Origin of the sequence: Tetragenococcus halophilus (genome assembly GCF_001712815.1) — a bacterium.
GTDB lineage: Bacteria > Bacillota > Bacilli > Lactobacillales > Enterococcaceae > Tetragenococcus > Tetragenococcus halophilus.
Window position 1 is genome coordinate 261,061 of sequence record NZ_CP012047.1, and the last position, 25,821, is coordinate 286,881.

The 25,821-nt window shown below is 36.4% G+C and carries 26 protein-coding genes; 22 read left to right on the plus strand and 4 right to left on the minus strand.

All coding sequences use genetic code 11. The annotated features are described in order from the left end of the window. Positions 1-130: 130 nt before the first annotated feature. On the plus strand, positions 131-640 hold the full coding sequence (locus AC806_RS01215) for a DinB family protein (RefSeq protein WP_061840679.1): 510 nt from the start codon (positions 131-133) through the stop codon (positions 638-640). 69 nt (positions 641-709) lie between these two features. Here AC806_RS01215 and AC806_RS01220 read toward each other — a convergent pair whose 3' ends face one another. Then, entirely contained in the window at positions 710-3,073 is a 2,364-nt protein-coding gene (locus AC806_RS01220; RefSeq protein WP_069028577.1) for a phosphoketolase family protein, read from the minus strand. 418 nt (positions 3,074-3,491) lie between these two features. Here AC806_RS01220 and AC806_RS01225 point away from each other — a divergent pair, with 418 nt between their 5' ends. The 6 genes from AC806_RS01225 (at position 3,492) to AC806_RS01255 (ending at position 9,792) form a co-directional block, all read left to right on the plus strand. Further along, complete coding sequence (locus AC806_RS01225) at positions 3,492-4,856, plus strand: FAD-dependent oxidoreductase (RefSeq protein ID WP_069028578.1); 1,365 nt, start codon at positions 3,492-3,494, stop codon at positions 4,854-4,856. 412 nt (positions 4,857-5,268) lie between these two features. Beyond that, positions 5,269-5,670 carry a dihydroxyacetone kinase phosphoryl donor subunit DhaM gene (gene dhaM, locus AC806_RS01235; protein ID WP_014123668.1) on the plus strand — a complete coding sequence of 134 codons (402 nt, stop codon included), beginning with the start codon at positions 5,269-5,271 and terminating at the stop codon, positions 5,668-5,670. A 21-nt stretch (positions 5,671-5,691) separates the two neighbouring features. Then, the gene (dhaK, locus tag AC806_RS01240) at positions 5,692-6,675 is read left to right on the plus strand and encodes a dihydroxyacetone kinase subunit DhaK (protein WP_014123669.1); all 984 of its coding nucleotides are present in this window, start codon (positions 5,692-5,694) and stop codon (positions 6,673-6,675) included. An 11-nt stretch (positions 6,676-6,686) separates the two neighbouring features. Then, complete coding sequence (gene dhaL, locus AC806_RS01245) at positions 6,687-7,286, plus strand: dihydroxyacetone kinase subunit DhaL (protein WP_014123670.1); 600 nt, start codon at positions 6,687-6,689, stop codon at positions 7,284-7,286. Positions 7,287-7,870: 584 nt separating this feature from the next. Beyond that, complete coding sequence (locus AC806_RS01250) at positions 7,871-8,599, plus strand: GntR family transcriptional regulator (RefSeq protein WP_069028579.1); 729 nt, start codon at positions 7,871-7,873, stop codon at positions 8,597-8,599. A gap of 20 nt (positions 8,600-8,619) precedes the next feature. Next, the gene (locus AC806_RS01255) at positions 8,620-9,792 is read left to right on the plus strand and encodes an SIS domain-containing protein (protein WP_041591879.1); all 1,173 of its coding nucleotides are present in this window, start codon (positions 8,620-8,622) and stop codon (positions 9,790-9,792) included. 192 nt (positions 9,793-9,984) lie between these two features. Here the strand turns inward: AC806_RS01255 and AC806_RS01260 are convergent, their stop codons facing one another. Together AC806_RS01260 and AC806_RS01265 are read right to left on the minus strand one after the other, a co-directional pair. Then, positions 9,985-10,527, minus strand: coding sequence for a DUF924 family protein (locus tag AC806_RS01260; protein ID WP_014123673.1), 543 nt, complete (start codon positions 10,525-10,527; stop codon positions 9,985-9,987). A 33-nt stretch (positions 10,528-10,560) separates the two neighbouring features. Then, positions 10,561-11,175, minus strand: a complete 615-nt coding sequence (locus AC806_RS01265; RefSeq protein ID WP_069028580.1) for a LexA family protein — start codon at positions 11,173-11,175, stop codon at positions 10,561-10,563. 157 nt (positions 11,176-11,332) lie between these two features. Between AC806_RS01265 and AC806_RS01270 the strand changes: the two genes are divergently transcribed. Then, positions 11,333-11,773, plus strand: coding sequence for a hypothetical protein (locus tag AC806_RS01270; RefSeq protein ID WP_069028581.1), 441 nt, complete (start codon positions 11,333-11,335; stop codon positions 11,771-11,773). Positions 11,774-11,846: 73 nt separating this feature from the next. Further along, positions 11,847-12,509, plus strand: coding sequence for an SDR family oxidoreductase (locus AC806_RS01275; protein ID WP_069028582.1), 663 nt, complete (start codon positions 11,847-11,849; stop codon positions 12,507-12,509). Between the two features lie 62 nt (positions 12,510-12,571). Here AC806_RS01275 and AC806_RS01280 read toward each other — a convergent pair whose 3' ends face one another. After that, on the minus strand, positions 12,572-13,057 hold the full coding sequence (locus AC806_RS01280) for a nucleoside deaminase (RefSeq protein ID WP_069028583.1): 486 nt from the start codon (positions 13,055-13,057) through the stop codon (positions 12,572-12,574). A gap of 259 nt (positions 13,058-13,316) precedes the next feature. Here AC806_RS01280 and AC806_RS01285 point away from each other — a divergent pair, with 259 nt between their 5' ends. The 13 genes from AC806_RS01285 to AC806_RS01345 all read left to right on the plus strand — a co-directional run bounded on the left by AC806_RS01285 (position 13,317) and on the right by AC806_RS01345 (position 25,755). Next, positions 13,317-15,278 carry a heavy metal translocating P-type ATPase gene (locus tag AC806_RS01285; protein ID WP_069028584.1) on the plus strand — a complete coding sequence of 654 codons (1,962 nt, stop codon included), beginning with the start codon at positions 13,317-13,319 and terminating at the stop codon, positions 15,276-15,278. A gap of 153 nt (positions 15,279-15,431) precedes the next feature. Then, positions 15,432-15,740 (plus strand): rhodanese-like domain-containing protein, encoded by a 309-nt coding sequence (locus AC806_RS01290; RefSeq protein ID WP_231960502.1) that lies wholly within the window; start codon positions 15,432-15,434, stop codon positions 15,738-15,740. 68 nt (positions 15,741-15,808) lie between these two features. Further along, positions 15,809-16,513, plus strand: a complete 705-nt coding sequence (locus AC806_RS01295; RefSeq protein ID WP_061840180.1) for an MgtC/SapB family protein — start codon at positions 15,809-15,811, stop codon at positions 16,511-16,513. 211 nt (positions 16,514-16,724) lie between these two features. Further along, positions 16,725-17,141, plus strand: a complete 417-nt coding sequence (locus AC806_RS01300) for an RrF2 family transcriptional regulator (RefSeq protein ID WP_014123681.1) — start codon at positions 16,725-16,727, stop codon at positions 17,139-17,141. Positions 17,142-17,217: 76 nt separating this feature from the next. Beyond that, positions 17,218-17,541: a V-type Na+-transporting ATPase subunit F gene (locus tag AC806_RS01305; RefSeq protein ID WP_014123682.1), complete on the plus strand. Its 324-nt coding sequence runs from the start codon at positions 17,218-17,220 to the stop codon at positions 17,539-17,541. Next, positions 17,531-19,510 (plus strand): V-type ATP synthase subunit I, encoded by a 1,980-nt coding sequence (locus AC806_RS01310; protein ID WP_069028585.1) that lies wholly within the window; start codon positions 17,531-17,533, stop codon positions 19,508-19,510. Before AC806_RS01305 ends, AC806_RS01310 begins: the two co-directional genes overlap by 11 nt. 3 nt (positions 19,511-19,513) lie before the next feature. After that, the gene (locus tag AC806_RS01315; protein WP_061840179.1) at positions 19,514-19,987 is read left to right on the plus strand and encodes a V-type ATP synthase subunit K; all 474 of its coding nucleotides are present in this window, start codon (positions 19,514-19,516) and stop codon (positions 19,985-19,987) included. A gap of 10 nt (positions 19,988-19,997) precedes the next feature. After that, on the plus strand, positions 19,998-20,594 hold the full coding sequence (locus AC806_RS01320) for a V-type ATP synthase subunit E (RefSeq protein ID WP_061840178.1): 597 nt from the start codon (positions 19,998-20,000) through the stop codon (positions 20,592-20,594). A gap of 11 nt (positions 20,595-20,605) precedes the next feature. Next, positions 20,606-21,607: a V-type ATP synthase subunit C gene (locus tag AC806_RS01325; RefSeq protein ID WP_061840177.1), complete on the plus strand. Its 1,002-nt coding sequence runs from the start codon at positions 20,606-20,608 to the stop codon at positions 21,605-21,607. Then, complete coding sequence (locus tag AC806_RS01330) at positions 21,600-21,917, plus strand: V-type ATP synthase subunit F (RefSeq protein ID WP_061840176.1); 318 nt, start codon at positions 21,600-21,602, stop codon at positions 21,915-21,917. The genes AC806_RS01325 and AC806_RS01330 overlap by 8 nt, the downstream gene beginning before the upstream one ends. A gap of 33 nt (positions 21,918-21,950) precedes the next feature. Next, positions 21,951-23,729, plus strand: coding sequence for a V-type ATP synthase subunit A (locus AC806_RS01335; RefSeq protein ID WP_014123688.1), 1,779 nt, complete (start codon positions 21,951-21,953; stop codon positions 23,727-23,729). Then, a complete protein-coding gene (locus tag AC806_RS01340) occupies positions 23,729-25,126 on the plus strand; it encodes a V-type ATP synthase subunit B (RefSeq protein WP_061840175.1) in 1,398 nt (465 codons plus the stop codon). The genes AC806_RS01335 and AC806_RS01340 overlap by 1 nt, the downstream gene beginning before the upstream one ends. After that, positions 25,117-25,755, plus strand: coding sequence for a V-type ATP synthase subunit D (locus AC806_RS01345; RefSeq protein WP_069028586.1), 639 nt, complete (start codon positions 25,117-25,119; stop codon positions 25,753-25,755). Before AC806_RS01340 ends, AC806_RS01345 begins: the two co-directional genes overlap by 10 nt. Positions 25,756-25,821 lie beyond the last annotated feature (66 nt).

Below are 25,821 nucleotides of genomic sequence, written 5' to 3' on the forward strand. Positions count from 1 at the left end.
TTTTACTTAGGTGCTTTTTTACATACAACAAAAGTTAATAATTTGTTGTGATTTGCCAGCTGTGTTAGATTGAAAGTGGAACGTTTTATTTGATGAGTAATAATTTATAAATAAAAATGGAGGAGATAATATGCAAAGTACACAAATGTCTATGGATACTTTAGATCGTGCGCAAGAACGTCTTGTTGATACGCTGGATCAAATGGATATGGAACGAGCAAATACGATGCCTACGTCGATTATCAAGTCTGTTACTTGGCTTATGTGGCATACAGCAAGAGAGCTGGACCTGCAAATTTCAGAACTTAAGGGGAATGAACCTATGTGGACAAGCGATGGTTGGAATACGAAGTTTTCCTTAGACTTGCCAGATGATACACAAGACTATATACACACACCTGAAGAAGCGGCGAAAGTAAAAGTCAATGATAGACAACTATTAGTTGATTATTTAGATGCGGCTGTTAAGTTGACAAAATCTTATCTGGAACAACTAAATGATGATACGCTTGATGAAGTCATCGATAGAAATTGGACACCTGTAGTTACTCGGCAGGCACGTATTGTTTCTATTATTGATGATGCTGACATGCATTCAGGTCAAGCAGTTTATACAAGAAGACTGGTTATTGGCAAATAAGTAAAGAAATATAAAAAATATCCGTGCTCAAATTTTAATTGAGCGCGGATATTTTTTGTTTGGGTGAGATTACTTCAAATCTTTCCATTCCCAATTTTGTACTTCACTAATATCATCACCATTTTCACGAATATAATCATGATGATATTGTAAAGTTTTATCCATTTCTTGAATAAAATCAGCTGCTTTTTCTGCATAAATGGTATTAGCAGCGTCTTTGACCAAATGGAAGCGATCCAATTCATTTTTAACCCGCATATCAAATGGTGTTGTGATGTCTCCATCTTCACGATAGCCATGAATGCTTAGATTACGGTTGTGCCGTGTAAAGAAGATGTCACGAATCAATCCTTCATAACCGTGGAAGTTAAAGATAACAGGTTTATCTGTTGTAAACAATTCATCAAATGCTTCATCGCTTAAACCACGTGGGTCTACATCAGGATGACGTAGTTTCAAAAGATCGACAACGTTAATAAAACGAATCTTCATTTCAGGGAATTGTTCATGTAAGATCGAGATAGCTGCTAACGCTTCTAAGTTTGGTTCCGAACCAGCAGCTGCAAATACGATATCAGGTTCGCTGTCTTGATCGTTACTTGCCCAATCAATTTTCTTCACGCCGTAATCGACAAGTTCTTGTGCTTCTTCGACGGAATAAAATTGTGGTCTTGGATGCTTACTAGATGTAATCAAGTTGATGACATTTTCATCTTTTAAAGCTTTATCCATAACAGCCATCAAGCTGTTTGCATCAGCCGGGAAATATTCTCTAATATATTCAGGTTTTTTCTCAGCTAAATGAGTAATAACGCCTGGGTCTTGATGAGTATATCCATTATGGTCTTGTTGGAACGCTGTTGATGAAGAAATTACATTCAAAGATGGATATTTCTTACGCCAGCTTTTTTCATTTGCTTTTCTAATCCACTTAAAGTGTTGTGTTAACATTGAATCTACGATCCGCAAGAAAGCTTCATAGCTTGCAAAGAAACCATGACGTCCAGTAAGAGTATAACCTTCTAAGAAACCTTCAGCTTGGTGTTCTGATAATTGTCCATCAATCACACGACCCACAGCAGATTGCCATTCATCGGATAATTCTCTAGGTTCTACCCATTGCCGATTTGTAACGTCGAATACTTTGTTTAAACGATTTGATTTTGTTTCATCTGGTCCAAAAATACGGAAATTTTTAGGATTATTTTCCATAATATCTGCAATAAAACCACCTAGAACAGACATATCTTGTGCTTTATCTGTACCGCGCTTGCTGGTGTCTACTGCATGCGTGTGCCAATCGGGCATATTAAGAGCTTTAGGGTCAAGTCCGCCATTAGTAATAGGGTTAACTGACATTCTATTGTCACCTTTAGGCGAAAGTTCTTTAATTGCATCAATAATCGTGCCATTTTCATCAAACAATTCTTCAGGACGGTAAGATTTCAACCATTTTGCTAGGTCATTTGCATATTCCATATGACTTGCATCTACCGGAATTGGTACTTGGTGCGCACGGAAAGTCCCAGCAATTTGTTCATTATCCCATTTTTCTGGGCCTTCCCAACCTTTTGGCGTACGGAAAACAATGACTGGCCAATGCGGCATAGCTACATCTTCAGCTGAACCTTTACGAGCTTCTTTTTGAATCGATTGAATTTCATTAATAACAGCGTCCAATGTTTCTGCCATTAATGGATGCATTTTTTCAGGGTCGTCACCTTCAACAAAGTAAGGTTTCCAGCCCAAGCCTTCAAAATATTTCTGCAAATCTTTATCGCTTTTACGCGCTAGCACAGTAGGATTAGCGATTTTAGCACCATTTAGGTTTAAAATAGGCAAAACTGCACCATCATTTACAGGGTTAATAAAGTTATTAGACATCCAGCTAGCGGCCAGTGAACCTGTTTCTGCTTCACCATCGCCAATAACTGTTGCTGCAATAACATCTGGGTTATCTAAAACCGCACCAACAGCATGGGACATTGAATAGCCCAATTCGCCACCTTCGTGGATTGAACCTGGCGTTTCTGGTGCTGCGTGAGAACCCATACCACCAGGAAAAGAAAATTGTTTAAATAATTTTTTCAAACCCGCTTCATCTTGTGTGACATCTGGATAAATTTCTGAATAACTACCATCAATATAGGAGTTAGATACCATTACTTGTCCACCATGTCCTGGTCCTTCAATGTAGAACATGTTTAAACCATATTTATTAATCACACGATTTAAATGAACATAGATAAAGTTTTGTCCTGAGATAGTTCCCCAATGACCAATAGGATTAATTTTTATATCTTCTTTTTCAAGAGGACGACGTAATAAAGGATTGTCTCTTAGAAAAATTTGTGCGACAGAAATATAATTTGCTGCGCGCCACCATGCGTTCATTCTTTCTAGATATTCTTTTGAATCGATATTTACTGACATATAAATACTCCTTTTTAGTATTTTTTACTTAAATACCTACATTTACTAGTGTAACGCGTAACATGTGATATGTAAAGTTTTATGAAAATTATGTATGTAAAAGATATCTGTTCAAATAGCGAACAGGTAATGTTGATTAACATTAAATTCTACTTTATAAGTAAATACGCAAAATCTTTAAAAAATTTTTTTATTTTTATTTAACAAAAAAATTTAATAATAGTTGTTTCCATGTGAATTAATTCTTATAAACAAGTCATATCACCATTTTCTTGTGAAATTTCAGGCGAAAAATGGAATATGGCAAAAGTTTGATTGCGCAACTGTTAAAATGATTTGTTTGCAATAAAACGGCTTCTGTTTTAAAGTAAAAGTAGATGTTTTCACATCGGAAATTTTAATCAATGGAGGGAATCACATGAAAGTTATTGTTGTTGGATCTTCCCACGGTGGATATGAAGCAGTTCGTGAATTATTAATGGACGAGCCAGATACAGAAATCCAATGGTATGAGAAAGGCGACTTTATTTCATTCTTGTCTTGTGGTATGCAATTATACCTTGAAGGCTATGTAAAAAATGTAAATGATGTCAGCTATGCAACTCCTGAAAAAATGCGTTCAAAAGGAGTTTCAGTATTTGTTGAACAAGAAATCACAGCTGTTGATCCAGACAATCATACAGTTCACGTGGTCAACCATCGCGATGGGACAGAGCGCGATGAAAATTACGATAAATTAATTCTAAGTTCCGGTGCTGTTCCTGCAACACTACCGGTCGAAGGAAATGATTTAGAAAATATATATGCAATGCGCGGTCGTGACTGGGCAATCAAGATAAAACGTAAAACGGTCGAACCTGACGTAAATAACGTTGTTGTTGTGGGTGCCGGCTATATTGGTATTGAAGCTGCAGAAGTTTTTGCCAAAGCTGGGAAAAAGGTTACACTTATTGATGTTTTGCCAAGGATATTAGACACCCACTTGGATAAAGAATTTACCGATATTTTGACCGAAGAGATAGAAAAGAATAATATCACAGCGGCTACGAGTCAAAACATTCAACGTTTTGAAGGAAAAGATGGTAAAGTCACTAAAGTTGTGACGGACCAAGCAACATATCCAGCAGACTTAGTTGTAGTAACCGCAGGAATCAAACCAAATACAGAATGGTTAGATGGGACATTAGATCTAACAGCTGGTGGTTTAATTGACATTGATGATTACTTGCAAACAAGTGCACCAGATGTTTATGCAGTAGGAGATGCAACTTTAGTAAAATTTGCGCCAACCGATGGTACGCCTTCTCGCATTGCTTTAGCATCTAACGCAAGACGACAAGGACGCTTCGCTGCTAAAAATGCCTTAGGTTACAATAAAGCAGTTCCAAGTGTTTCAGGTTCAAGCGCACTTTCATTATTTGATTATAAATTTGCATCCACAGGAATCAAAGAAGGTACTGCTGGTAACTACGGGGTAGAAACAATGTCTACTCTGGTAACAGATAGTTATCGCCCACCATTTGTACCTGATAAATATGGCAATGCGCAAGTTTACTTCAAATTAACTTATGATCCAGAAACAACACGAGTTCTAGGAGCACAAATCATGTCTAAAGAAGACGTTACACAAAATATCAATGCTCTTTCTTTAGCTATTCAAGAAAAATTAACCCTAGATGATCTGGCTTATGCAGATTTCTTCTTCCAACCAGATTTCGATCGACCTTGGAGTATTATTAACGTAGGTGCACAACAAGCTGTACGTGATGTAGAAAAAAGATAACAGATGACTAAAACCAGCGGATATAAATTCGCTGGTTTTTTGCTTGGAAATTTTTATTTTTATATCTCTAAATATAAAGGGAGAAGTTGGTCTAAAGTCATTCTGAGTTGGGACCAAAGGAGAAACAATTGGCCTAAGGATAATCAAAAGAAGGGCCACAAGTGGAGAACTTGGCCTAAACCCAGTTAAAAGAAGGACCAAAAGCTATGCTAACGGCCCAAAGTCAATCTGATAAGGGGCCATGTGCCAAGCTAATGGTTAGATTGTTTGATAATCAAAGCAAAAGCTATTTCAAAAAATTGTTATTTTTTTTGAGCTATGATATGATTGAAATTGAATAAAACGTTTACTTTTGCAAATGAAATAAACGCAAAAGCTTAACTGTCAGTTTCAAGTAAAGGAGCATAATAAGATGAAGACTAGTTTTTTACTCATTTCGCACAGTAAGGAAATTACTGATGGGATTAAAAAAATGATTGAACAAATGCAAACTTCCGATGATGTATCCATTTATTCACTAGGTGGTACGACAGAAGATGAAATAGGTTCTGATCCGACGAAAATTGTAGATGCAGTAAACGAAGCTTCTAAAGAGGATACTTTCTTGGTTTTTGCTGATATCGGTAGTGCAATTCTCAACGCTGAAATGGCAAAAGATATGCTAGAAGAAGACCAACAAGAACGTTATTATCTTGTCGATGGTCCACTTGTTGAAGGCGCATTTGCAGCAGCGATTACTGCAGGGAGTTCAAATGATCTTGAACAGATTATGGCAGAAGCTAAAAAAGCCGGGGAAAAAGACTGGAGTTCGTAAAAATAAATTGGAGGGCAAACAATGAAAAAAATTATTAATCAAACAGATGATATTATTGAAGAGATGTTAAGGGGACTGTCGGCCAGTTATCCTAAACTTGTTCATCGCGTAGAAGATTCTCGTGTGATCGCAAAAAATGAAAGTAAAAAACAAGTTGCGCTGGTTTCCGGGGGCGGTAGTGGGCATGAACCTTCTCACGCAGGTTTTGTGGGTGATGGCATGTTGAGTGCTGCTGTCGCGGGTGATGTTTTTACTTCACCGACACCGGATCAAATTCAAATTGCCATGAAAGAAGCGGATCAAGGAGAAGGCGTCTTACTTCTGGTCAAAAATTATACGGGCGATAATTTAAATTTTGAAATGGCGCAAGAGATGGCGGAAATGGACGATATCCAATCCGAAATTGTGGTCATAGATGATGATATTGCTGTAGAAGATAGTGAATTTACAGCCGGTAAACGCGGCGTGGCTGGCACAGTTTTAGTGCATAAAATTTTAGGCGATGCTGCACGAGCAGGTGCTTCATTAGAAGAACTAAAAAAACGCGGCGATGAAGTGGTTAAAAAAATTAAGACGATCGGTTTAGCCTTGCACGCAGCGACTGTACCAGAAGTTGGAAAGCCAGGCTTTGAGTTGGCCGAAGATGAAATTGAATATGGTGTTGGCATCCATGGAGAAGCAGGTTATCGTCGCGAAAAAATTCAACCGTCTAAAGGTTTGGCCAAAGAACTCACCACAAAAATTTTAGCGGACTATGAAAAGCAACCTCAAAAAGTAGGGGTTCTCGTAAATGGTATGGGTGGTACGCCATTAATGGAACAGTTTATTTTCATGAACGATGTTTTAAACTTATTAAAAGAGCAAAATATTGAAGTGACATTCCATAAAGTGGGCAATTACATGACTTCTCTTGATATGGAAGGTGTTTCTTTAACTTTGATTGATTTAGAAGATGAAACGATCAAAGATGCGCTGGAAAGTGAAGTCACTACGATTTCTTGGTGAGGAGGATTTTTATGCAATTAACAGTTGAAGATGTGCAAACTTGGTTTACGAAATTTACGAAAAAAATTAAAGAAAATAAAGGTTATTTGAGTGATTTAGATACGCCTATTGGCGATGGCGACCATGGCAACAATATGGCTCGTGGTGTCAATGCCTATGAAGAATCATTTGAACAAAAGCAGCCTGAAACAATCAGTGATACTTTTCAAGTGTTTTCTATGGCGATGATTTCTAAAGTCGGTGGCGCTTCGGGGCCATTATATGGGTCGGCACTGATGAATATGGTCAAAGAAACGAAAGGAATTGAAACGATTGATTCTTATGAACAATTAGGTTCAATTATTGAACAAGGTTTAGCGGGAATTAAAAAAAGAGGAAAAACCGAATTTGAAGATAAAACCATGGTAGACGTTTGGGAGCCCGTTGCACAAAGCTTAAAAGAAGGTAAACTGATTAAAGATCAGATCGAAAAAGCCAAAGAACACACCAAAGATTTGATCGCAAAAAAAGGGCGTGCCTCTTATTTAGGCGAACGTTCGAAAGGGCACATTGATCCAGGTGCTGCTTCTAGTGCACTATTTTTTGACGCGCTGGTGGAAGTGATTGGGTAAATTTTAGACATAAATAACTATAACTACGGATAAAATGATTTTATTTTATTTTATCCGTAGTTATTTTTTACTTTAATAAAGGTGTATTCTTCAGAATACTTTTATGTGGTCGTGCAACATGGGCAGATGGCGTTCCTGTATTTGTCCAAAATGGAAAAAAAGAAGCTGTTGAGTGTTACAAACGCAAGGAAAGCAAAATATAGATGAATTGAATGAAGTGTTAAACAAGACTGCAACACCCATACGTCTATAAAAAGTATATAAAAATCTGCTAAAGTTAACTCTTTTAGAGTCTTTAGCAGATTTTTACTTATTGTTGAAGAGGGTAAAATATCTGTACATGTAATGAATTTTAAGGAGATAGTGGTATTGAAAAATACCTATTGAAACTAAAAAGTCATTGGTTTAAAACTGATAAACCAGTGACTTTTTTAATTGATTAAAAATAAGAAAGCAGTCATTGATTGATGTGACGCTTTCTAGCAGAATGTTATCCTAAGTCAAATAAGCTATACTTATTTGACATTTTAACAGGATCCGCTTATACTTGCATCGTGGTTATAACCAGTTACAAGGAGGTAGTTATGAAACATACATTTAATAGTCAACCTTTGTATTATCAATTAGTGGATTTTTTAAAAAATCAAATTGAAAATAAACTGCTTGCACATGATAAACTACCTTCTGAAAGAGAAATAGAAAAAAGATTCGGTGTTAGTCGTACTACGGTACGTTTAGCTTTGCAAGAATTAGAAAGCGATGGTTATGTTTACCGTCGTCATGGCAAAGGGACTTTTGTATCTGAGCTATCTAAGCAAACGGCTGATTTAGCTGGGGTTTATAGTTTTACCGAACAGATGAAAAAATTGGGCAGAAAACCTCAGACTCACATTTTGGCTTTTGAACAAGTTGAAGCTGATAAACAGATCGCAGAGGCCTTACAAACTTCTTTAGGGAAAACAGTTTATAAGTTGAAAAGGCTACGCTTAGCAGATGATGAACCTTTGATGGTAGAGACTTCATATTTACCGATAAGACCTTTTTTATCACTAACAAAAAAACAGCTATTACAAAAACCTTTATATGATGTTTTTTCCGAAGACTTTGAACAAAAAATTCGTTTAGCAGATGAAGAATTTTATGCAAGTATTGCTACAAAAGAGGATGCTGAGGTTTTACAGATTTATTCAGGTTCACCGGTGCTACATCTAAGTCGGTTAACTTATAATATGAAAAATGAAGTGATTGAATTTACGTTAAGTATTGCTAGGGCAGATCAATTTCATTATAAAATTCGTCATGTAAGGAATTAAAAAAAGGAGGAAGATAAATGGTGTTTTCATTATCAACAGAAGAATTAAAGAAAAAAGGGGGTGAAATTACCAGTAGGGAAATCAAACAACAGCCTGAGCTTTGGAAAGAAAATTTAGCGCTTTATGAGGATATAAAAACAGACATTAAAGAATTTTTATCGAAGGTAGAAGCAAGTGCTGACGGACAAAAAATCAGGGTAGTTTTTACTGGAGCAGGGACATCTCAATATGTTGGAGACACGCTAGTACCTTATTTAAATTTGAAAGGGGATACACAAAAATATATTTTTCAAAGTATTGGCACAACGGATCTAGTGGCTCGCCCTACAGAATACCTGTTTGAAAAAGAACCGACATTGTTAGTTTCATTTGCCAGAAGTGGTAATAGTCCAGAAAGTATTGCAGCAGTAGATGTAGCAAATCAAGTGGTTAAAAATATTCATCATTTAACTGTAACCTGTGCACCTGAAGGCGCGTTGGCAAAACGTAGTAAAGAGGAAGACAATAATTTCTTATTTTTAACTCCTGCGCGTTCAAATGATGATGGTTTTGCGATGACGGGTAGTTTTACCTGCATGACTTTGACCTCTTTACTGATTTTTGACACAAGCAGTCAAGAGCAAAAAGCAAGCGATGTACAAAAGCTAAGTAATATGGCAAAAGAAGTGATTACTCGTGAAAATGAAGTACAAGAGATTGTTGATCAGGATTTTGCCCGTATTGTTTATCTTGGTTCGGGAAGTCTTTCAGGATTAACACGGGAAGCACAATTGAAGATTTTAGAACTAACAGCAGGACAGATAGCGACCGTTTTTGATTCTTCTATGGGTTTTCGTCATGGACCTAAATCATTTGTTAATGATAAAACAATCGTATTTGGCTTCGTAAATAACAACGAATATACTCGTGATTATGATTTAGATATTCTTGAAGAAGTGAAAACAGACGAAATTGTAAAAGATGTCATTGCTATTGGTCAAATGGGAGAATGTAATTTTACAGGAACTCAGTTTACTTTCTCAGAAGAACAAAGACTGTTGCCAGACGGTTATTTAGCTTTAGCAGATATTGTATTTGCTCAAACTGTTGCAATTATGACTTCTTTGAAATTAAAAAATACACCAGATACGCCATCTGCTACAGGAACAGTAAACCGTGTCGTTAAGGGTGTAACAATTCATGACTATAAATAAAATTTAGGAGAATTTTATGCATAAATTAACACAAAGCAAAAAGGATAAAAAGGCGAAGGTTTGAGATAAAAACTTCGGAATAAGTAAAACAAAATAACCGAACGATATTGCTGAGATCTATTAACTGTCGTGATTTTCACGAAAAAACTTCAATGGCCTCTTTTTATCGTTCGGTTATTTTATTAATTACTACTAAAAAGAACTACCTGGTTCAGTCAGAAACTCTTGCTCTTCCTCGCTTGATACTCTTTTTAAGATCGCGTTGCGGTGTGGATATCTACCAAAACGGTCGATAATTTTCTTGTGGCGTTTTTCATAGTCTAAATATAGTTCTAAGCCTGGTTGATCAAATAAGCTTATAGCTGTTTGGTGGATCTTTTTGGATTCAGAATGCATAAATGGCATTAACAAAAAACCAAGTTCATCTGGTGTTAGACTTTGTGCTTGTTCGGTTTTTAATGACTCTTGGGACAAAACTAAGGCCATAGAGTCAAAAGCAAATGATTTTGCTTGTCCGCGATAAATATTGCGAGAAAACTGATCAAGTAAAATAATTTCTGCTAAACGACCTTGGATACTAGAACGCCAGCTGTCAAGTTCACCCTGGCTAGCTTGTAGATGCAGTTCTTTGAACCACTCTGTAATTAATTGATCGATTTCACTACCACTATTGAATTGTTGCTCTGGGGCTAATTCATGAAACCAAAAATGTAAAACTGTCTCTGGTGTTTGCATAAAATTCTCCTTTAAAATCCTTATTTTAATTTTTTAAATATCATAACTTACCCGAATGGCTTTTCCAATGACCTTCATAGAGTCCTCTTTAGTAACGATAATGGGGGCATAATCTGGATTTTCTGCTAATAAAAGAATAAAACCATCTTGTTTTCTAATTTTTCTTAAAAATAGTGTTGGATTATCATTTAAGGTCACAGCTACAATTTGTTCATCATTGGTTTTATTTTGTACTTTAATGAGAACGTTGGCTTCTTTAGGAATTATTGGCTCCATACTGATATCGTTCATTTTAAAATAAAATAATTGGCCTTTTGGTAAATCAAAAGAAGCAGTAGGATAGTAAGTTTCAGGGCTTGCTTCAGCGATGATAGTAGAGTCGTTTGTAATTGATTGAATAACAGGAACATTTATAATTTCTTCAGAATAAGTCTGTTTTTTGCCGTATTCTAAAATATAATCTGCACTGACATTAAAGGCGTTAGCAAAATCTTCAATACGATTTAAAGGGAATTTTCTTTGTCGGGTAAAATATTTAGAAACGGCTGATTTTGCCATACCAACACGTCGTGCAATTTCGCTAATTGAAAGGTTATTTTCTCTTTTTAGTCGATCGAGTATATCCATAATTTCATCATTTGTTTTCAATTAAATTCCCTCCCTGTATTTTACATAATAACATTGTTCTTTAAAAAGAACAACAGAATAATAAAACGTTGACAAAAGAAAACGGCAGTGCTATGATGAAAGTGTTCTCAAAAGCGAACGTACGTTTGGAAAAATTATTTTAGAATGGAGATCTATGATGAAAAGATACGAATTACGAAAAGAAGAGACAAAGCAAAGACTTGATGCCTTAGAAAAAAGACGGGATGATTTTTATAGCCAGATGGGACAGATGGAAAATGAAATTGAAGATATGTGGGCAAAAGCCACCGAAATGCAAGAAAAACTTGTGAATTTCAAGAAAAAAGGCGATGTTTTAGACTCTTATATGGAATTTTTGGAAAATCAGTTAGTTATTGACGCATTGGAGGCACAATCCTATTCTATAGAAAATTTTGATCTGTCTGAAAAAGATCGCTTAATGGTGGTACTACGCAGAGGAGAGGATATTTTATTCGATTGGTATGTTCAGAAAAAGAAAGAAGGTTACGAATTTAACCAGATTGAGCCCTTGCATAAGATTTTAAAAGAAGACTATGAAGACTACTATAATCAACGAATAGAGAATGAAGATACTTAAAAAAGCATAGCATTTTAAACAAGTGACGAACAAATGGTATACTATTTATAAAGCAAGAGAAAGGAGCTTATATATGAAGGTACTTGTAGTAGGTGCAAACGGAAAAGTTGCTAAATGCTTTGCAGATTTAACGAAAGGTTATTCAGATATTGAAGAAAAAGCAGTGATTCGTGATGCGAGCCAAAAAACTTTTTTTGATGAACGTGGTATTGAAACTCAAGTTTTGGATATTATTTACAACTCTATTGAAGATTTTGCCGAAGCGATGAGTGATGTTGACGCAGTTGTTTTTAGTGCAGGTGCTGGTGGTAGCGGTTTAGACAAGACGGTTATGGTTGATTTAGATGGTGCAATTAAAATTATGACTGCTGCTGAGCAGGCAAATGTTAAACGTTTTGTGATGGTAAGTACTTTCCGTACTGGACGTAAGCAAATTGCTAAAGGAATCGAAAATGATGCGCCACTGAAGATTTATACTATTGCAAAAAATTATGCAGATGAATGGTTGAAAAATCGTACTGAACTTGACTGGACAATTATCCATCCTGGCACATTAACAGATGAAAAGGGTAATGGAAAAGTTCAAGTTGGTATGGGTCTTAAGCATAGTGAAGTGCCTCGTCAAGATATCGCTCAAACAATATTAGCTTCTTTACAAGATGATTCAACAATTCGTAAAGAATTTGAAGTACTAGCAGGAGATAAGCCTATTAGTGAGGCAATAAAAAATGTATAGTTGACATTATTACAGTTATAAAAAAGAAACGGCATTTTGCCGTTTCTTTTTTATAGCTTTATTTAATCTAACGTCTTGTTTTGATATCTATATTGGAGCTGTTTTACTTTTTCTGAAAGAGAATCATCAGGACCATCTACTTCAGTGTCATTAATAACTTCTCTGATTGAGAGTCCTTTTAGTCGTCCACTTTCCACGTCCATTTCTTCATTCCATTTTTTTAGTTGTTCGGTTGAACTTGCATAAACGATACGTCCGAGCCCAACGAGTCCGTGTGCCGAAGCACACATTGAACAGTGTTCGCCGGAAGTATAGACAACAGCATTTTTGCGTTCATCCTCATTTAGATTTTTTGCTGCCCACTTTGCGATTTCAAACTCAGGATGGCGAGTATTATCTCCGTCAGAAATTCTGTTGTGATCCTCAAATAAAGTTACCCCATCTTGTGATACTAAGATCGATCCAAAAGGTGCATCTCCTTTTTCCAATGCAAGCTCTGCTAATTCCACACAGCGCTCTAAGTAACTTCTATCGACTTGATTAATCATATCTACTTCTCCTCTCTAAGTCTTTATAAAGTGCAAACGTAATTTCTAATTATGTTCTATTATACTTTAGAAAAAGAAACGAGAATATATTTGGTTAAGTTTATTGCTTGTTTTTTCACAAGGCCTAAATTTTAATGAAATTCCGCTTGACAAATGAATGGTTGTTCATGTAAACTTTAATTGAACAAATGATTATATATTCATATAAACGCTTACTAGTAAATAAATGAATGAATAACGATAAAGGAGATGCATGAATATGGATAAGTCGCAGGATTCAGTTATGGATAAATCTAGCGATTACCAAGCAAAAGAACCTAAACATTCTGGACATTTACAGGGTGAAGTTCCCATGTATTTTATAGGTGTTGCTGCCTATTTGTTAGCGGCTTTCGGACCGTTTTCAACTTTAGTTGCTAATTGGTTATTTGTAGCTGCAGTTGTTTTTGCAGGTTCTCATATCATAATTGAAGGTATTGTGGATACGATAACAAATACAAAAGAAGAAAAAAGATTTTATCCAAACGTGCATCTGCTAATGACACTAGCTGTTTTAGGAGCGATGTTCATTGGAAGTTTTGATGAAAGTGCGATATTAATATTAATTTTTGCGGGCGCTCATTTTCTTGAAGAGTTTGCTGAAGAAAAAAGTAAAAAAGAAATTACAAACTTACTGAAGTTAAATCCTACCCAAGCAAGATTATTGCAAGTAGACGGTTCGACAAAGTTAGTTGATGTGCAAAATGTAACTGTGGGCGATCAACTGAAAGTTTTGCCAGGTGACCAGATTGCGACAGATGGTTTTATTATTAGCGGACATACGACAATCGATGAATCTTCTATTAATGGAGAAAGTATGCCCAAAGAAAAAGTAGAAGCAGCCGAAGTATTTGCCAGCACAATCAACGGACAAGGCACCTTTACTATGCAAGTAACTAGAGATTCTTCGGATACTGTCTTTGCTAATATATTACAACTAGTTGAGCAATCGCAAAATAATCTACCTAAAGCGGCAACTGAAATACAAAAAATCGAACCTGTGTATGTTAAAACGGTTCTTCTTATTATTCCTTTATTTGTTATTTTAATGCCTTTTTTAATTGATTGGACTTGGCAGATGAGTATTTATCGAGGGATTGTCTTGTTGATTACGGCGTCTCCTTGTGCACTAGCAGTAAGCGCCGTGCCAGCTACTCTTTCAGCTATTTCAAATTTGGCTAAAAAGGGTGTTTTATTTAAAGGTGGAGCTTATCTGTCGAATTTACAGGATATTAAAGCAGTAGCCTTTGATAAAACAGGTACACTAACCAAAGGAAAACCTGTTGTGACAGATTCCTATTATATAGACGAAACAAAACAAGCTAAGTGGCAACAAATTATTACAACGATGGAAGAAAGCGCCAATCATCCACTAGCAACAGCAATTTTAGATGCATTTGGTAAAACACAAGTGCTTGAAATGTCAGTAACCAATGAAATCGGGCGAGGAATTGTTGCTAATTACAATGGAAATGACTATCGAATTGGTAAGCCTAGTTTATTTAATAGGACCAATGAAGAGATTCTTGCAAAAACTGAAGCACTTACTTCAGCGGGGAAAACGGTTGTTTATTTTAGTGAAAACGAAGAAGTAGTGGCACTGATTGCGTTAATGGATAGAGCAGATGAAAAAGCAGCTGCAACGGTTGCTTATCTAAAAGAGCAACAAATAAACACATTGATGATCACAGGAGATGCAAAAGTAACCGGAGAAGCTGTTGCTCATGCTTTGGGAATCGATGATGTGTTTAGTAATATCTTACCTGAAAATAAAGCAACTGCGGTCACCTCTTTGCAAACGAAATATGGTAAAACTGCGATGATAGGTGATGGTATAAATGACGCTCCTGCCTTGGCCCAAGCTGATATTGGTTTTGCGATGGGAGAAGGTACAGATGTTGCAATTGATGTCGCAGATGCGGTAATTATGCAAAATGATCTGCAGAAATTTGAATATGCTCACAAGCTTTCTAAAAAGCTAGGTCGAATTGTTTGGCAAAATGTTATTTTTGCAATGGGTGTTGTTTTATTATTAAGTGTGTTAAATATTGTTGGTAAAATGGATATCGGCATTGGCGTTTTAGCGCATGAAGGAAGTACGCTTTTGGTATTACTTAATGGCTTACGTTTATTGTTTCCATTGAAGAAAAATAAAAGTACGCTAAATTCGAATGAAGCATAAACAAACATTAAATGTAAAAAAATTGAGAAAATCAACCAGCCTGTCCCCTTCGTTTTGTGTAGCAGCTGAAAATGAAAGCAAAAACGTATAATTTTTGACAAACGTTGAGAATTCAACTAATATCAAAAGTGAAGAAGTAAAGGGGCGTTTGTTATGGATCTTATGTATCCTTCCATTACTGTGAAGGAGTTAAAAGAGATATTGCAAAATGAAGCGATTACCATATTAGATGTACAGGAAACAGAAGATTTTGAGAAGTATCATATTGAAGGTGCAACGAATTTACCTATTGGTGAATTTGTGACTGAAGCCGAAAATTTGCGTAAAGATTTAACTTATTATGTCATCAGCAAAGCTGGTGTACGAACAGTTCGTGCTTGTGATTACTTAGCAAGTTTAGGCTATGATGTTGTAAACATTCAAGGTGGTTTGAATGCTTGGCAAAATCTTAATAATAGTTGAATATTTAGGAGATCCGAATGGTTCTAATGGGCATTCGGATTTTTTAAATTACACAAGGAGGTGGACTGATGACGGGCGATTTATCGATTTATGAAATTTGTTTACGTATGTTACTGGCAGGTACTTTTGCAGGGTTTATTGGCTTTGACCGAGAGTTTAAAAATAGGCCGGCAGGAATACGGACGCATATTTTAGTTTGTATTGGTGCTGCACTTATCGCTATGATCCAAAAAGAAATTACAAATACTGCTTTAGAAATTGCCAGAGATAACCCCGACTTTTCTGGAGTCATTCGCGCGGATGAAGCTCGTTTGATTGCCCAAGTTGTTAGTGGTATTGGCTTTTTAGGCGCCGGGACTATTGTTGTTACTAAACAAGTCGTCCGTGGTTTGACAACCGCTGCTTCACTATGGACAGTGGCGGGCTTAGGTTTGGCGATTGGTATGGGGAACTATCGTATTGCAATCGTGAGTTTTGTGATGATTATGATTGTTTTAACTGTATTAAAACGTGTGATTAATATCCCGACTTTGAAGAAAATTGAGATTAGTTTTGTACATAAGACAACGACAAAAGAGTTTATAACGGATTACTTTGAAGAAAAAGATATTGAAGTAAAAGATGTTGATTTTGAAGTGAAAAAAAGAGGAGAAAGTCGTGTCTATACCAACGTTTATACTGTTGAACTACCGCGTTCGTTATCTTACCAAACAGTGGTAGAGGATTTATCTATGCATGAAAATATGGTTCGTGTTCAATTAATCAGTGTATAATCAACTAACTTCTTATAAAAAAACGATCAATCTTAAGAAAAGGGAAAGTTTACTTTTATGGTAGACTTTCTTTTTTTATCTAAAAGTTTTGTTCATCATAATTTCACAAGTGTGTAAAAAATTGGAATACCTGGTACTTTGCTTGATGATGTTATTTTTTTTTGGTAAGATTATTTATGGATATTATTTGTCCTTCAAAGGAGAAATGGTCATGAGGTTAAAAAGAAGTCTAGAAGAAGCAGTATATGTTCTTCTTATATTAGCGAAAAAAGAAGGAGATAATCCTGTAAAAAGTTATCGGATCAGTAAACAATTAGGCGTCTCAGATTCTTATCTGAAAAAAATATTGCGTAAATTGGTTCTAGGCGGTGTCGTTAACTCAACCTCAAGTAAGGGCGGAGGATTTAAGTTAGCAAAACCAATCGAGAATATTTTTATGATCGACGTTTATTATGCTATTGAAGGAAAAAATTCTTGTGTGCAGTTGCGAAATTTAGCTGGTCAAGTTTTTTCATCTTATGATGAGTCCAAAAAAGTTGAGGACAATATGTTTGGACTCTTTAATGAAAGTGAGCAATCATTTTTAAATAAACTGGCAGATTATCCTTTGGTTAAATTAATGCAATAAAGACTATTTCGGTATCCTCTTAATAAATAGAGGATTTTTTAGGACTTTGTCTAAACTACGAAAAGGAGTGTGACAAATGAGTGTCGATGCGATCCAACAATTAGCCAAAGCAGAAGAACAAGCAGATGAGCTGCTTAATGAAGCAAAAAAACAAGCGCGTAAAGAGCAAGAAGAAAGCGATAAAAGGATTGCTCATTTTCAAGAAGAACAAGATGAAAATGAAGAAAAGCGTAAGCAAGAACTGCGTGAAAAGTTCGACGAAGAGTTCCGTAATATTAAAGAACCCTTGATGGAAAAAACACAAAAAGAAGTCGAACAATTGCAGACAATTTCGCCAGAAATGCGAGAAAAAGCGCTTGGTCTTATTATAAATAAGGTTGTGAATGAATATGGCAATTGAAAAAATGCAAAAGTTTAATTTGATTACTTTTTACAATAATCAAGATGCCGTAATGGAACAGCTGCAAGATTTTCAACAAGTTGAGTTGTTTTCAGCTAGTCAATTTAATAAACAGGCAAATGCTTTTTTTAGTCAGATGCAAGAACATCCTGAAGCTGACAAAATTGAAGATCAAATCGGTAATGTAACATGGGCAAGAGATTTTTTAACGCCCTATGTTGAAAAACCTAGTATGATTCAGGCTTTGCGAAAACCATTACGACATTATACGCTCAGACAACTTTCTGAGCATGCCCATACTTTTGACTGGAAAAATATTTATTCTGATTTAAGGAAACAAGATAAACGATTGCGTGCCATTGAGCAGGAAAAACAAGACTTATCTTTGCAAGAAGATGAGTTAAATAAGTGGCAATACTTTGATGAACATCCTGCAGTTTTAGCTACGTTCAAAGAAACTATCGGTGTATTAGGTACGGTTCCTAATACTGAAATAAATCAGCTAAAAAAAGAGATGGGAAAAGAACAACTACAAAACGCTTACCTTGAAATAATACATCAATCATCAACAACATCTTATCTTTTGCTTCTTTTTCTACGAGAAAATCAAGAAGAAGTCCAAACTACACTAAGTGACGCTGGTTTTCAAGAATATGAATATCCTTATGAGGATAAACCGGCTGAGGCTTTAAGACAAGTCAAAGAAAAATTACATCAATTAGTAGAGGAAGAAAGATCTATTAAAGCGCGGCTAAAAGCGCAAAAAAATAATTATAAGGATTTAGGGTTGGTCGCAGAGTATTTGGATAGTTTATTTGTGCGAGTTCACTCTAATCAGTATTTATTACAATCAGAATATACAATGGACCTATCAGGCTGGGTACCAGCAAGACAAACAGAAGAATTAGATAGACAAATCCGACAAGTAGTCGGTAAGGACTACTTCTTAGAATTTGCTGAGGTAAAAGAAGAGGAATACAGCAATACGCCTGTATTGCTGAAAAATCACAAGCTCATTAAGCCTTTTGAAGCTCTAGTTGAAATGTATAGCTTACCGCAATACTGGGAAATAGATCCTACGCCTTTTATGATGCCTTTTTACGCATTAGCATTTGGACTAATGGTTGCTGACTTTGGTTATGGCCTACTTTTATTTGTAGCCAGTGCCTTGGCAAAATATTTTTTGCATTTTAAAGAAGGTATGAAACAAAATATCAATATGTTTCAAATTTGTGCGGTGCCAACAATGATGTGGGGCTTGGTTTACGGCAATATATTTGGTAAGCAATTTTCTTTTCAATTATTATCCACTGATTCAGATATTACAGAAATTCTTGTGATGTCCATGATTTTCGGATTTATTCAGATTATGTTTGGATTAGGACTGAAATTTTATCTATTATGGCGCCGAGAAAGTGAAAAGCTAAAAGCTTTACTACAAGCAGGCTCTTGGATGCTCTTTCTAGTAAGTGCGGCTATGATTGCGGCTGGAATGCTACTTGTTCCAGAGACAAATTTGCAATCAGTTGGCATTGCTTGCCTGATTATCAGTTTAGTGTTGGTTGTTATTGGCGGTAGCTTAGACGGCAATACAATTATTGGTAAAATAGGATCAAGCTTGTATTCAGTTATGGATATTACCAATTATCTAAGTGATTTAATCAGTTACACACGTTTGATGGCACTAGGCGTTGCTGGAGGTAGTATTGGTGCAGCTTTTAATTTAATTTTAAGCTACTTACCAACACCAGCGAAGTTTACTATCGGTATTGTGCTATTTATTGTATTACACGGCTTGAACATTTTCTTGAGTTATTTGAGTGCTTATGTACACGGGATTCGCTTGCAATACCTAGAATTTTTCAATAAATTTTATACAGGCGGCGGACGCGCATTCAAGCCATTTAAGTCAAATGAGTCCTATGTTCAAGTGGTCTCAGAACAAAAACAACAGCAGGGGGAAGAATAGAAAATGGAAAATTGGATAACATTCTTTTATGAAAATGGTGGCATTCTTTTTGCGGCCTTAGGGATCGCAATTGCGACAATCTGTGGGGGTATTGGTTCCACAATTGGTATTGGGATAACAGCTGAATCCGCAGCTGGATTGACAGCTGAACAACCTGAGAAGTTCGGACAAGCTTTGATTTTAGAGCTATTATCAGCAACACAAGGGTTATATGGCTTTGTTATTTCATTTATGATCTTTTTACAAATTACTGGTGATATGGCAATGCAAGACGGTTTGTATCTATTAATTGCTTCTTTACCTATCGCATTTACTGCAATTTGGGCCGGAAGATGGCAAGGTCGTGCAGCTGCAGCGGCAATGCAAATTTTGGCTAAAAAACCAGAACATGTGACAAAAGGAATTGTTTATGTAGCAATGATGGAAACATATGGGATTTTAGGCTTTGTTATTTCCTTCTTGCTTGTAATGAATTAGGAGGTATGAAATGTCTGATATCACAAATCTAACAGATAAAATTACCCAAGATGCACAAAAAAAACAAAAGCAGTATATTAAAAAAGCGCAAAGAGATATAGAAAAAAATGAGCAAAATCGAAAAAAACAAATTGAACAACAATTAGAAGAAAATGTAGAACAATTTGAAAAACAACGTCGTACAGAGTTGAGTTTGAAAGTATCAGATATTCATGTAAAAGCTCGTAGCCGCTTATTAGCTGCAAGACAGCAATTACTTAAAGATCTTTTTGCTGAAAGTTTAAAAAAAATGAAAGAAATGTCTGCAGAAGACTTTAACCAATTTGTAAGATTGCAGATCGAACAAGTACAACTTGACGGCAATGTTGAAATGGTTGTAGGTCAAAATAGCACAAAATATGCAACAGAAGAAAACAAAAAGGTTTGGCAAAAAGCGACCTCATCTCAGATGAATTTATCCATAGCAGAACGTACAATTCCGAAACGTAGCGGTTTTTTGTTACGACAAGGAGAAATCGAATATAACTTTACTTTTGAAGCAATGTTAGGCACATCTGAAGAAGAGCTAAGCAGCGAATTGTTAAACTTGATATTTGATGGAGAATAAGAGGTGTCAAAATGGACGATATTCAATTTAGCACCGCTAATGTTAGAATTCGGACTTATGAGAGCCGGTTACTGACACAAAACACATTGGACCGGATGCTGGCTGCCTCCGAAGCTGAAGATGCGTATTCAATTTTACAAGAAACAACTTATGGCGACTTTATTGAAGATGATAATGAAGTTCGTGATTTTGAAGAAGTCCTCATAGCTGAAAAGAAGCGGACCTTTGATTTAGTTTACAGTATTACGCCGGTCAAAAGCATCGTTGATTTAATTGCTTTGCAATATGATTATCAAAACTTAAAAGTCTTGGTTAAACAGGAATATACACAAGAAGATTTTTCTGAATTTCTAGTGCCGATGGGAACAACTCCCTTGTCGACTTTAAAAAATCTGGTGAATTTACGACAAAGTAAGCAAGTAGATCCTATAATGAATCAGTGCATACAAGCTGTTTTTCAATATATGGAAGATTATGAAGAGATTCAAGCTGTTGATATTATCTTTGATAACTATTATTGGGATCATATGATTAAGCTTAGCCGCAGCGAAAATGATACCAATATCGAGCGATTGATCCAAAGAAATATTGATGTGTTCAATATTACAACCATACTTAGAAGTTATTTGATGGGACAAAAACAAGGTTTTATAAATGCTGTTTTACAAAAGGGTGGTACTTTGAGCCCTAAAGAAATGGTAGATGAAATTAACGTCTCACTTGAAAATTTTATGAGCTATATGGAAGAAACAAATTATATGGATTTGTTAGTGGATAGTTATGATCAAATTATGGAAGAAAAAAAATTAACACAACTAGATTTAAATAGAGATAATTTTTTGATGCGCCGTTTAAAGGAAGAAAAAATGGTGCCTTTTGGTCCACAAGCTATTTTGGGATATCTTTTTGCAAAAGAAGTTGAAGTTAGAAATTTACGGATGATCCTTGTGGGTAAAATCAATAAAATCCCAGAAGAAACACTTCGAAGTCGGGTGCGTGAAAGTTATGTATAAAAAAATAGGAATGATGGGCGGAAAGGACTCGATCTTACCTTTTAAGGGCTTGGGGATCGACGTCTTTCCTGTGACAGACTTAGATGAAGCAAGGCAACAAATTGAAACAATGGCGGAGGATTATGGCGTTATCTTTATTACTGAACGTGTAGCTCAGCAGCTAGAAGAAACCATTGCTCAATATGATGGACAACCAACGCCAGCCATTATTCCGATACCAAGTAGTACCGGGAGTTTGAATATTGGTATGGATCGTATTCATAAAAATGTAGAAAAAGCGATTGGAATGAATATTTTAGATGATGATTAAACAACAATTTGCAGTTAGGCAGGAGGAGATTTTTTGGCAGTAGGAACAATTACAAAAGTTTCCGGGCCTTTAGTTACTGCTAGCGGATTACAAGGTGCTAAAATTAATGAAGTCTGCAAAGTAAGTGAAAAAGGGTTAATCGGAGATATTATTGAATTAGATAATGGTGTTGCTTCTATCCAAGTATATGAAGAAACTGCTGGTATAGGGCCAGGTGAACCAGTAGAGACAACAGGCGCTCCTTTATCTGTAGAATTAGCACCCGGTCTTTTAAGTCAAATGTTTGATGGGATTCAACGACCTTTGGATACCTTTATGAAACAAACAAATAGTGACTTCTTAGAAAGAGGGGCAGAAATTAACCCACTTGATCGTGAGAAAAAATGGACATTTGTACCTAAACAAACAGTAGATACACAGGTAGGTCCTGGCGATATCATTGGAACAGTAAAGGAATCAAAAGCGGTCGAACATCGTATCATGGTGCCAAACGGTGTTTCAGGAACAATCAAAAGTATTGAAGCTGGCGATTTTGATATTACCGAAACCATTTGTGTGTTAGAAACTGATAGTGGTGAAAAAGAGCTTTCAATGATGCAAAAATGGCCTATTCGTACACCACGCCCTTCTAAAAATAAAATGACTCCTGGAGAACCCTTGGTAACTGGACAAAGAGTAATCGATACTTTCTTTCCTGTTGCTAAAGGCGGAACCGCAGCGGTACCAGGTCCCTTTGGTGCTGGAAAGACAATTGTACAACACCAAATCGCTAAATGGGCGGATGTGGATATCGTTGTCTATGTTGGATGTGGAGAACGCGGAAATGAAATGAAAGATGTTATTGATGAGTTTCCAGAATTGATTGATCCTAAAACAGGAGAATCGATTATGCAGCGTACCGTATTGATCGCCAATACGTCAAATATGCCCGTGTCTGCGCGTGAAGCCTCTGTTTACACAGGGATTACAATTGCAGAATATTATAAAGATATGGGGTATAGTGTAGCTATTATGGCGGATTCAACTTCTCGTTGGGCAGAAGCACTAAGAGAAATGAGCGGCCGCTTACAAGAAATTCCCGGCGACGAAGGCTACCCTGCTTATTTAGGTAGCCGGATTGCAGAATATTATGAACGTGCGGGTAGGTTTTCTGTATTAGGAAATGAAGGAGAGCGTGAAGGAAGTATTACTGCAATCGGCGCAGTTTCTCCAGCTGGTGGAGATATTTCTGAACCTGTTACGCAAAATACTTTGCGTATTGTTAAGGTGTTCTGGGATCTAGATGCTTCTTTATCGCAAAAACGACACTTTCCTGCGATCAGTTGGACGGAGTCTTACTCCCTTTATGATGACCAGCTAAAAGAATACATGGACTCTGTATTAGGCAGTCAGTGGTCCAAAATGGTGGATAAGGCGATGTCCTTGTTACAAGAAGAATCTCGTTTAGATGAAATTGTACAATTAGTGGGCGTGGATTCCTTGTCGCAAAAAGATCGAATTACTATGAACACGGCCCGTTCTTTACGTCAAGACTACTTGCAACAGAACGCTTTTGACGATGTTGATACCTTTACATCGCGAACAAAACAATTTCGCTTATTGCGTAATATCTTATACTTCCATAAGAAAACCCAAGAAGCGATTCAACTAGGTGCTTATTATAGTGAATTGATGGAAGGCACAACGCAAATACGTGAGCGTATTGCTCGTAGTAAATACATTTCAGAAGAAGAATTAGATAAACTAGATACGATTTATAATGATATTGAACAGGTTGTTCAAGAAATTGTTGAGAAAGGAGGAATGGATTGATGCTAAAAGAATACCGCTCCGTTTCAGAAATATCTGGACCTTTAATGATGGTAGAAAATGTTGAAGGCGTAACTTATGATGAGCTTGTTGAGATACGTACTGATTCTGGCGAAATTCGTCAAGGACAAGTATTGGAAGTTTCAGAAGACAAAGCTGTCGTACAAATTTTTGAAGGAACGAATAATTTAGGGGCTGAAGATAGCCGGGTCCGATTTTTAGGTAGAGGGTTAACACTAGGTGCTTCGACAGATATGATGGGACGTATTTTTGATGGCTTAGGACAGCCTGTTGATGACGGTCCTAAAATCTTGCCGGAAAAAAGACTTGATGTAAACGGCGAAGCAATTAATCCAATGGCTCGTGATTACCCAGATGAATTTATTCAAACAGGTATCTCAACGATTGACCACTTAAACACCTTGGTTAGAGGGCAAAAATTACCTATTTTTTCTGCCTCAGGATTACCACACAAAGAGATCGCTGCTCAAATTGCACGTCAAGCAACAGTTCCAGGACAAGAAAGTAACTTTGCGATTGTCTTTGCGGCCATTGGTGTACCTTTTGAAGAATCGGAATTTTTTATCAATGAATTTCGAAAAACAGGGGCGATTGACCGTTCAGTAATGTTTTTAAACTTGGCAGATGACCCTGCAGTTGAGCGGATTGCAACACCTCAGGTTGCTTTAACTGCTGCTGAGTACCTAGCCTTTGAAAAAGGGATGCACGTTTTAGTTATTATGACGGATATGACCAACTATGCTGAAGCCTTACGTGAAGTTTCAGCCGCTCGTCGCGAAGTTCCAGGCCGAGGGGGCTATCCGGGATATTTGTATACGAACTTAGCCAATATTTACGAACGTGCAGGACGTTTGATGGACCGAGAAGGGTCTATCACGCAAATCCCAATTTTAACAATGCCTAATAATGATAAAACCCACCCAATTCCTGATTTGACAGGTTATATTACCGAAGGACAAATTATTTTATCAAGAGATTTGGATAAACGTAATATTAATCCACCGGTGGATATTTTACCAAGTCTTTCTCGTTTGAAAGATAAAGGAACGGGCGAAGGCAAAACAAGAAGAGACCACTCTTCTACAATGAACCAAATATATTCTGCTTATGCTGATGGTAAAGACGCTAAAGAATTATCGACTGTCTTAGGCGAAGCGGCACTGTCCGATGCAGATAAAAAGTTTGCTCGTTTTGCCGATTTATTTGAAGAAAAATATGTAAATCAAGGATTTTCTACAAATCGTAGTATTGAAGAATCCTTAGATTTAGGTTGGAAATTATTAGCTACTCTGCCAAGAGAAGAACTCAATCGGATCAAAGAAGAAGACATCAAAGAATTTCTCCCAAGCCAAGAGGAGTTGGATGAATTATGGCAATAATGAATGTAAATCCGACCCGTATGGAGATGAATCGACTAAAGGGTCGATTATCAACAGCTTCTAGGGGTCATAAACTGTTAAAAGATAAACAAGATGAATTGATTCGCCAATTTACGAAACTGGTCAAACAAAACCAAGACTTGCGTAAGGAAATGGAAGAAACCTTACAAAAAGGTATGGAAGATTATGTTCTTGCTTCTAGTCGTACGCCGGATTACGTTTTAGGAGAAGCTTTTGCTATTCCTCTTGATAAAATCACTTTGGACGTACAAAGCAGGACAGTAATGAATATCGAAATGCCAGTCTTAAATGAAATTTATGATGATGAAAAATCAGAAGATCGTTTTTCTTACGGTTTTATGTCAACGACTAGTGAGTTAGATCTGGCCTTAAACCATTTGAGTACAATTTTGCCTAAAATGCTTAAACTAGCAGAAGTTGAGAAATCTTGTCAGATGATGGCCGATGAGATCGAACGAACACGGCGGCGAGTGAATGCATTAGAATATATGATGATTCCACAGTTAGAAGATACCATTGATTATATAGAACGCACATTAGATGAAAGCGAACGTGCGACATTGACTCGTTTGATGAAATCAATTGATGTGATTGAATCAGAAGATTAATAAGAAAACAGCCATTGCTTGTATAATAATAAAAAGCAATGACTGCTTTTTTTAATGAAGAAAGAA

What these genes read in the sequence shown, in the direction of transcription:
- AC806_RS01215 (WP_061840679.1), top strand. Translation starts at nt 131, where the DNA reads ATGCAAAGTACACAAATGTCTATGGATACTTTAGATCGTGCGCAAGAA.
- AC806_RS01220 (WP_069028577.1), bottom strand. Translation starts at nt 3,073, where the DNA reads ATGTCAGTAAATATCGATTCAAAAGAATATCTAGAAAGAATGAACGCA.
- AC806_RS01225 (WP_069028578.1), top strand. Translation starts at nt 3,492, where the DNA reads ATGAAAGTTATTGTTGTTGGATCTTCCCACGGTGGATATGAAGCAGTT.
- dhaM (WP_014123668.1), top strand. Translation starts at nt 5,269, where the DNA reads ATGAAGACTAGTTTTTTACTCATTTCGCACAGTAAGGAAATTACTGAT.
- dhaK (WP_014123669.1), top strand. Translation starts at nt 5,692, where the DNA reads ATGAAAAAAATTATTAATCAAACAGATGATATTATTGAAGAGATGTTA.
- dhaL (WP_014123670.1), top strand. Translation starts at nt 6,687, where the DNA reads ATGCAATTAACAGTTGAAGATGTGCAAACTTGGTTTACGAAATTTACG.
- AC806_RS01250 (WP_069028579.1), top strand. Translation starts at nt 7,871, where the DNA reads ATGAAACATACATTTAATAGTCAACCTTTGTATTATCAATTAGTGGAT.
- AC806_RS01260 (WP_014123673.1), bottom strand. Translation starts at nt 10,527, where the DNA reads ATGCAAACACCAGAGACAGTTTTACATTTTTGGTTTCATGAATTAGCC.
- AC806_RS01270 (WP_069028581.1), top strand. Translation starts at nt 11,333, where the DNA reads ATGAAAAGATACGAATTACGAAAAGAAGAGACAAAGCAAAGACTTGAT.
- AC806_RS01275 (WP_069028582.1), top strand. Translation starts at nt 11,847, where the DNA reads ATGAAGGTACTTGTAGTAGGTGCAAACGGAAAAGTTGCTAAATGCTTT.
- AC806_RS01280 (WP_069028583.1), bottom strand. Translation starts at nt 13,057, where the DNA reads ATGATTAATCAAGTCGATAGAAGTTACTTAGAGCGCTGTGTGGAATTA.
- AC806_RS01285 (WP_069028584.1), top strand. Translation starts at nt 13,317, where the DNA reads ATGGATAAGTCGCAGGATTCAGTTATGGATAAATCTAGCGATTACCAA.
- AC806_RS01290 (WP_231960502.1), top strand. Translation starts at nt 15,432, where the DNA reads ATGGATCTTATGTATCCTTCCATTACTGTGAAGGAGTTAAAAGAGATA.
- AC806_RS01295 (WP_061840180.1), top strand. Translation starts at nt 15,809, where the DNA reads ATGACGGGCGATTTATCGATTTATGAAATTTGTTTACGTATGTTACTG.
- AC806_RS01300 (WP_014123681.1), top strand. Translation starts at nt 16,725, where the DNA reads ATGAGGTTAAAAAGAAGTCTAGAAGAAGCAGTATATGTTCTTCTTATA.
- AC806_RS01305 (WP_014123682.1), top strand. Translation starts at nt 17,218, where the DNA reads ATGAGTGTCGATGCGATCCAACAATTAGCCAAAGCAGAAGAACAAGCA.
- AC806_RS01310 (WP_069028585.1), top strand. Translation starts at nt 17,531, where the DNA reads ATGGCAATTGAAAAAATGCAAAAGTTTAATTTGATTACTTTTTACAAT.
- AC806_RS01315 (WP_061840179.1), top strand. Translation starts at nt 19,514, where the DNA reads ATGGAAAATTGGATAACATTCTTTTATGAAAATGGTGGCATTCTTTTT.
- AC806_RS01320 (WP_061840178.1), top strand. Translation starts at nt 19,998, where the DNA reads ATGTCTGATATCACAAATCTAACAGATAAAATTACCCAAGATGCACAA.
- AC806_RS01325 (WP_061840177.1), top strand. Translation starts at nt 20,606, where the DNA reads ATGGACGATATTCAATTTAGCACCGCTAATGTTAGAATTCGGACTTAT.
- AC806_RS01330 (WP_061840176.1), top strand. Translation starts at nt 21,600, where the DNA reads ATGTATAAAAAAATAGGAATGATGGGCGGAAAGGACTCGATCTTACCT.
- AC806_RS01340 (WP_061840175.1), top strand. Translation starts at nt 23,729, where the DNA reads ATGCTAAAAGAATACCGCTCCGTTTCAGAAATATCTGGACCTTTAATG.
- AC806_RS01345 (WP_069028586.1), top strand. Translation starts at nt 25,117, where the DNA reads ATGGCAATAATGAATGTAAATCCGACCCGTATGGAGATGAATCGACTA.